This is a genomic window from Kitasatospora sp. NPDC093679, assembly GCF_040683455.1.
Classification (GTDB): Bacteria; Actinomycetota; Actinomycetes; order Streptomycetales; family Streptomycetaceae; genus Kitasatospora; species Kitasatospora arboriphila.
The window spans coordinates 99870-106407 of the sequence record NZ_JBFBDW010000027.1 but is presented as its reverse complement, the minus strand read 5'-3'; the positions used below and the strand labels follow the sequence as shown (position 1 = coordinate 106407).

The window sequence follows — 6538 nt, the reverse complement described above, 5'->3', positions numbered from 1 at the left end:
GTTGCCTGCGCGTCACACCTGACAGTCCTACCGGTTTCCACCCCGAAACGGGGGCAGAACCCGAAGATTGATCACAACATCACACAGGCCCTAGGAGCTGTCTTCAAACGGCGCTCGGGTGGTCGGTTCAGGGGCGCGGGGAACTGCGCAGTCCGGGAGCGGTGCTCCTGACGGATCCGGCTCACCCCTGGTCCGCACGGTGGCCCACATCCGAATCGGCCTTCGGCCGGGAGGCGCCCCCACGCACCCCTTGTGGTGCACCCCTGACACGCGTGACGGGAGGCTCCGCGGTGGTCCGCCGCGGAGCCTCCCGCGCCTACGTACGGGGGGCGGGCCGCGGTCGCGGCGGGCCCCCGTGCGGCGCCGACCGGATCACGTGCGGCGCCGCCCGTGGTGAGCCTGCCGCACCCGGCGGGCGGCCCGGAATCCGGAGCCCGGATTCCACGGATACGCAATCAATCCGGTTCGGTCGGGGCGACGGCCCGCGGCACCGCGGTGAGCTGCTGGCGGGAGCGTGCTCCGGTCTTCTGCAGGGCCCGCGCGACGTGCTGCTCGACCGTCCGCGGGGACAGGTGCAGGGCGGCGGCGATCTCCCGGTTGGTCATCCCGGCGGCGGCGAGCCGGGCGACCTCCTCCTCGCGCGGGGAGAGCAGGTCGCCGTAGGCGGGGCGGCCGGGCCCGCGGCGGTCCTCCGGCGGACGGTGGCCGCGCAGTTCGGCCCGGGTCCGGGCGGCGTCCCAGGTGGCGCCGAGCGCCTCGAAGGCGGCGGCGCTGTCGGCCAGTGCCTCGACCGCGGCCTCGGTGCCGGTGTCGCCGGCCTCCAGGGTGCAGCGGGCGGCCGCGGCGGCGGTGAGGGCTGCGTGGTACGGGCGGGGCAGTGCCCGGTAGCCGGCGGCGGCCCGCTCGTAGTGGGTGCGGGCGGTCTTCGGGTCGCCGGTGGCCTCGGCGAGGGCGGCCCTGGTCCAGTGCAGGGCGGCCTCGGCGGAGGGGGCGTCCCGGCCGTCGAGGCCGGCGGCGAACTCGGCGGCCATCTCGCGGGCCGCCGCGGCGGCCCCGGCGCGGGCGGTCGCCTCGACGGCCCAGGGGGCGAGTTCGGCGGCCCAGGCCCAGACGCCCTTGGCGCGCAGCCGGTCCCAGGCGAGGGCGGCCTCGGCGGCCGCACCGGCGACGTCCTCGCGGGCGAGGGCGAGCCGGATCAGTGCGCCGGAGGAGGCGGCCGACAGCGGGACGGGGCCGTGGTCGCGGTCCGGGGCGTCCGGGCCGGAGAGGTACTCCTCGGTCTCGGCCCAGGCGCCGCGGGCCAGCGCGAGCAGCCCGAGCACCAGCCGGGCGTCGGAGGCGATGAAGGGCATGTCGCCGGCCTCGGCGACCAGGGCGCCGGCGCGGCCGGCGAGGCCGGCCCAGCGGCCGGTCGCCCAGTCGAGGACGAGGGTGCAGCCGCGACCGGTCTGCTCGGCGTAGGAGGCTCCGCTGCGGGCGGCCAGGGCGACGCCCTCGCCGAGCAGGGCGCGGGAGCGGTCGTAGTGGCCGATCCAGACGGCGGCGTCGGCGGCGTTGCACAGCCCGCGGGCGGCCTGCTGGCGGACGGCGACGGGTTCGCCGTCCCGCGGCAGTGCGTCGACCAGCGGCCAGGCGGCGGGGTCGCCGATGTTGAGCAGCACGCTGACCCGGTTCGCGGCGACCGCGGCCCGGACGACCGGGTCGCCGACCTGCTCGGAGACGGCGAGGGCGCGTTCGATCCAGGCGACGTTCTCGGCGAGCGGGGCACCCGGCCAGTACGGCATGGAGAGCGCGGACATGGCCCGGGCGAGCAGCACGGGCTGTTCCTGGAGCTCGCCGACGGCCCGCTCCAGTTCGGCCAGGCCGTCGGTGCAGCGGCCGATCTGGTTGCAGAGCAGCAGGCCGAGGTCGAGGCGGATCTCGCCGCGCAGGGCGGGGGCGAGGCCGTGGTCGGCGACGATGTGCTGCAGCACGGCGAGGGTGCGGTCGGAGCGCAGGCCCATCACCGCGGAGCGGGCGAGCAGGGTGACCAGCCGGGAGCGGGCGTGCTCGGGCACCGGGCCGGTGGCGAGCGCGGACTCCAGCAGGGCGACGGCCCGCTCCAGGTCTCCGCGGTCGGCGTGCCGCTGGGCGGCCCGTTCGACGGCCTGCAGCCAGCCGCGTTCGCGTCCGCAGGCCCGGCGGTGCCCGGCCACCCGTTCCCAGGGCACGGGCTGCCGGCGGACGAGCAGGTCGGCGGCGCGGCCGTGGAGCTCCTCCCGGTGCGGGCCGGTCAGGTGGTCCCGGACGGCGGTGGCCGCGAGCGGGACGCGGAAGCCGTACCGGCCGTCGCCGTGGTCGTGCAGGGCCGCGGTGCGCAGGGCCGCCTGGACGGCCGTGCGGCCGGTGTCGGGGGCCAGCCCGGCGACTTCGGCGAGTTCCGCGGCGGTGGCGGGTTCGCCGAGGACGGCCGCGGCGTGCACGACCCCTCGGTGCGCGGCGGGCAGGGCGGCGGTGCGGCGCAGGGCGAGGGCGGTGAGCCGCGGCGGGGGTGCGAAGGCGCCCGGGGGCCGGCCGTCCCGGGCGGCGAGCAGGTCGAGCAGGTCGGCGACCACCTGGGCGGTGCCGCCGGCCGCCCGGTGCAGCCGGTCCGCGAGGTCGGGCGGGCAGCGGTCGGCGCCGAGCGCGGCGGCGGCCATCCGCCGGACCTCCTCGGGGCCGAGCGGTCCGAGGCGGTGGCGGACGACGGTGAGCCCGGCGGCGTACTCGGTGTCCGGGCCGAGCGGCAGCCCGGGCTCGTCCAGCTCCTCGGGGCGGTAGCCGAGCACGCAGGCGAGGCCGGCCGGCGGGTCGGCGAGCAGGGCGCCCAGGGCGGCCCGGCGGTCCGGGCCGGCCCGGTGGACGTCGTCGGCGAGGAGCAGCGCCGGGCCCGCGGCGGGGCCCTCGGCCGGGGCTGCGGCCTGCGGGTCGGTGCGGACGGGCACCGGGACGCCGTGGGCGAGCCGGGCGAGCAGGCGGCTCTTGCCGGTGCCGGCCTCGCCCTCGACGAGCAGCAGGACGGGGCGGCCGCCGCCCTCGGCCGTCCAGGCCCGGGCCAGCAGGTGCCGCAGCGCGGTCTCGTTCAGTGCGTCCACACGTGCCACCCTGTCGGAGTTCACCGGACCGCCGGGCTTTCTTTGCGTATCCGTACTTCAGTCTCCACTGATTGCCGCGACCGTGGGAGGGCGGGCAGCGTGGTCCGGGTCATGGCCTCGCGGCCCGTGGGTCGGCGGGGGCCGCCGCCGATGCCGCCCACCGCGCAGGCAGGAGCCCCGCGTGAGGAATTCGACCTCTTCCAGACCCGTCGCCCTGGCTCCCGGACCGGACGTTCCGGTCCGGCCCCCCCGGCTGACGGCCTCGGTCACCCTCCCCGCCGTGCCCGAGTCGGTGCCGCGGCTGCGCGCCACGGGGCGGGCGCTGGTGCGCAGCCGGCGGTTGCCCGCGGACGTGGCCGAGGCGCTCTCGGTGATCGTCACGGAGCTGGTGACCAATGCGGTGCTGCACAGCGGCAGCGTGGACGTGTCGGTGCTCTTCGAGGTGTGCGAGTCCGCGCTGACGGTGCGCGTCCGGGACTGGGGCCGGTGGCGCGAGCGGACCGCTCCGCGCCGCGAGCCGGCCGACGTGGACGCGGCGTTCGGGCGCGGCCTGGACCTGGTCGACGCCTTCGCGGTGGACACCACCGTGGTCCGCTCCCCCGACGGCACCCTCGTCGAGGCCGTGATCGCCCTGTAGGGCCCCTCCCCGGCACGCGGCGGACGCGAAGGCCGCGGTGCCGCGGTCGGCGCGGTGCCCGCGCAAAGACCCGGCCAAATCTATGGCATGCCCCCTTCAATGAAGGGGTGGGCTGCTGTCACGCTTCTCTCGGCCTCGCGACCGGCGGGCCCCGATCCCCGTCGGTCGTCAACGTGCCTTCCGTACGGGCGGGTTGACCCTTCGTCCGGCACGGAAGGGTCCCCTACCCGAAGAGGATCGATGAGAAGCACCCTTCTCCCCCTGGTCGCCGCCGGCGCGCTGCTCGCGGCCGCCGTGGCGGCCACCGGTGCCACCACGGCCACGGCAACCGCGGCGGCGGCCTGTACCCCCGCCCAGGTGGTCGCCAACGGCGGTTTCGAGTCCGGCGGTTCACCCTGGTCCGCGTCGAGCGGAGTGATCACCAGCGGCGGCGGGCAGACCGCGCACGGCGGCAGCTCCTTCGCCTGGCTGGACGGCTACGGCTCCTCCCACACCGACACGCTCTCCCAGTCGGTGACCCTGCCCGCGGGTTGCACCTCGGCCACGCTCAGCCTCTGGCTGCACGTGGACACCGCGGAGACCACCGCCGCCACCGCCTACGACAAGCTCACCGCGAGCATCGGCGGTACCGCGCTGGCGAGTTGGTCCAACCTGGACGCCCGTCCCGGCTACCTGCAGAAGACCTTCGACGTCTCCTCCTTCGCGGGTCGCACGGTGGCGCTCTCCTTCACCGGCACCGAGGACTCCGGCCTGCAGACCAGCTTCGTGCTGGACGACATCGCGCTGAACGTCTCCGGCGGCGGCACCCCGACACCCACGCCCACCCCGACGCCGACGCCGAGCCCCACCGGCACCCCGACGCCGGACGCCACCCGGACCCCGGCCGCACCGGCCTACACCGTCTCGCTGAGCAGCGACGCCTCCGGCGCGTCCTGGACGGGCCACGAGAGCGTCTCCTTCACCAACGCCTCGGCCACCCCGCTCACCGAGGTGTACCTGCGGCTGTGGGACAACGCGCACGGCAGCTGCCCGAGCACCCCGATCACCGTCACCAACGTCACCGGCGGCACGGCCTCCGCGCTCTCGGTGGCCTGCACGGCGATGAAGGTCACCCTGCCCGCGCCGCTGGCCCAGGGCCAGGGCGGAACGGTCGGCTTCGACCTCGGCATCACCGTGCCGAGCGGCGCGGACCGCTTCGGCCACGACGGGGCGTACGACTTCCTCGGCAACGCGCTGCCGGTGCTGGCCGTCCGGGACGCCGCGGGCTGGCACCTCGACCCGTACACCAACAACGGGGAGTCGTTCTACTCGCTGGCCGCGGACTTCGACGTGACCCTGGACCACCCCAGCGGCCTGCTGGTGCCGGCCACCGGGACCTCGGTGGACACCCCCGGCGCCCCGGGCCGCACCGTCACCCGGGCCACGGCGGCCAAGGTGCGCGACTTCGCCTGGGGCGCCGGGCCGTTCACCAGGATCAGCGGCACCTCGGCGGCGGGCGTGAAGGTCAACGTCTACGCGGTGAGCGGGATCTCCTCCGGTGACGCCCAGTCGATGCTGTCCACCGCCGAGTCCGCGGTGGACGCCCACGCGCAGCGCTTCGGCGCCTACCCGTACGCCGAGTTGGACGCGGTGCTCGACAACGGCTTCTGGTTCGGCGGCATGGAGTACCCGGGCTTCGTGCTCGACCTGGTCTCCACCACCGCGCTGACCCACGAGATCGCGCACCAGTGGTTCTACGGGATCGTCGGCGACGACGAGTACACCAGCCCGTGGCTGGACGAGTCGTTCACCGACTACGCCACCGACCTGGCGCTCGGCAAGACCGGCAGCAACTGCTGGAGCAGCGTCTCCTGGTCGTCCTCCGCCGAGAAGATCACCGACTCGATGGCGTACTGGGACGCGCACGCGTCCCGGTACTCCACCGTCGTCTACACCTACGGCAAGTGCGCCCTGCACGACCTGCGGCGACTGATCGGCGACGGCGCGATGAGCACCCTGCTGCACGACTACGCGCAGTCGCACTGGTACGGGGTGAGCACCACCGCCGAGTTCAAGGCGGCGGCCCAGGCCGCGGCCGGCACCGATCTGACCTCGTTCTGGACCCAGCACCGGATCGAGGGCTGAGGGCCGGACCGCCCCCGACGCGCACGGCGCCGGGCGCCCCCGTGGAGGGGGCGCCCGGTGCTCCGCCGTTCGAGTGATACGAGGACCCGGACGGGACGGCCGGTCAGGCCAGCAGCTTCGCCTTCGCCTTCTGGAACTCCTCCTCGGAGATGGCGCCGGTGGTCTTCAGGTCGGCGAGCTTGGCCAGCTGGTCGGCGTGGCTCCGGCCCGTGCCGCCGGCTCCGCCGTCCCCGCCGCCGTCGGCGGCCGCGCGGCGGATGTACGCCTGGAACGCCTCGTCCGTCCGCTGCGCCTGCTCCAGATCACGCTGGGCCATCGAGCCGCCGCGCGCGATCAGGTAGACCAGCACGCCGATCAGCGGCAGCAGGATGACGAAGATCGTCCAGCCGGCCTTGCCCCAGCCGCCCATGTCCTTGCTGCGGAAGATGTCCGTGATGATCTTGAATAGCAGGAAGAACCAGAGGATGAAGACGAAGAGCTCCAGCATCGTCCAGAAGATGTTGAGCAGCGGGTAGTCGTCCATGGCACTCCCGTCCCAGCCGTTCGCCGGTCGACCGGCGGGCTGTCGGTCCACGGCGGCGCCCCCGCACCGCCCGCCCCAGCCGTCCGGTCCGGACAGGGGACAAAACGAGTCATACCATCGCATTCCGGGCGCAGCACTCGG

4 protein-coding genes are annotated in these 6538 nt (G+C 75.5%); 2 read left to right on the top strand and 2 right to left on the bottom strand.

Annotated elements, in window-relative coordinates; translation table 11 throughout:
- Nucleotides 1-455: 455 nt before the first annotated feature.
- A complete protein-coding gene (locus AB0O09_RS22550; protein WP_363543789.1) occupies nt 456-3113 on the bottom strand; it encodes a LuxR C-terminal-related transcriptional regulator in 2658 nt (885 codons plus the stop codon).
- A 280-nt stretch (nt 3114-3393) separates the two neighbouring features.
- On the opposite strand from AB0O09_RS22550, the gene AB0O09_RS22545 reads away from it, so the two are divergent.
- The gene (locus AB0O09_RS22545) at nt 3394-3750 is read left to right on the top strand and encodes an ATP-binding protein (protein ID WP_363543788.1); all 357 of its coding nucleotides are present in this window, start codon (nt 3394-3396) and stop codon (nt 3748-3750) included.
- Nucleotides 3751-3990: 240 nt separating this feature from the next.
- Nucleotides 3991-5874, top strand: a complete 1884-nt coding sequence (locus tag AB0O09_RS22540; protein WP_363543786.1) for a M1 family aminopeptidase — start codon at nt 3991-3993, stop codon at nt 5872-5874.
- Between the two features lie 103 nt (nt 5875-5977).
- Here the strand turns inward: AB0O09_RS22540 and AB0O09_RS22535 are convergent, their stop codons facing one another.
- Nucleotides 5978-6397, bottom strand: a complete 420-nt coding sequence (locus AB0O09_RS22535) for an SHOCT domain-containing protein (RefSeq protein ID WP_363543784.1) — start codon at nt 6395-6397, stop codon at nt 5978-5980.
- Nucleotides 6398-6538 lie beyond the last annotated feature (141 nt).

Excerpts from the sequence above, each read along its gene's own strand:
- AB0O09_RS22540 (WP_363543786.1), top strand. The coding sequence starts at position 3,991 with ATGAGAAGCACCCTTCTCCCCCTGGTCGCCGCCGGCGCGCTGCTCGCG.
- AB0O09_RS22535 (WP_363543784.1), bottom strand. The coding sequence starts at position 6,397 with ATGGACGACTACCCGCTGCTCAACATCTTCTGGACGATGCTGGAGCTC.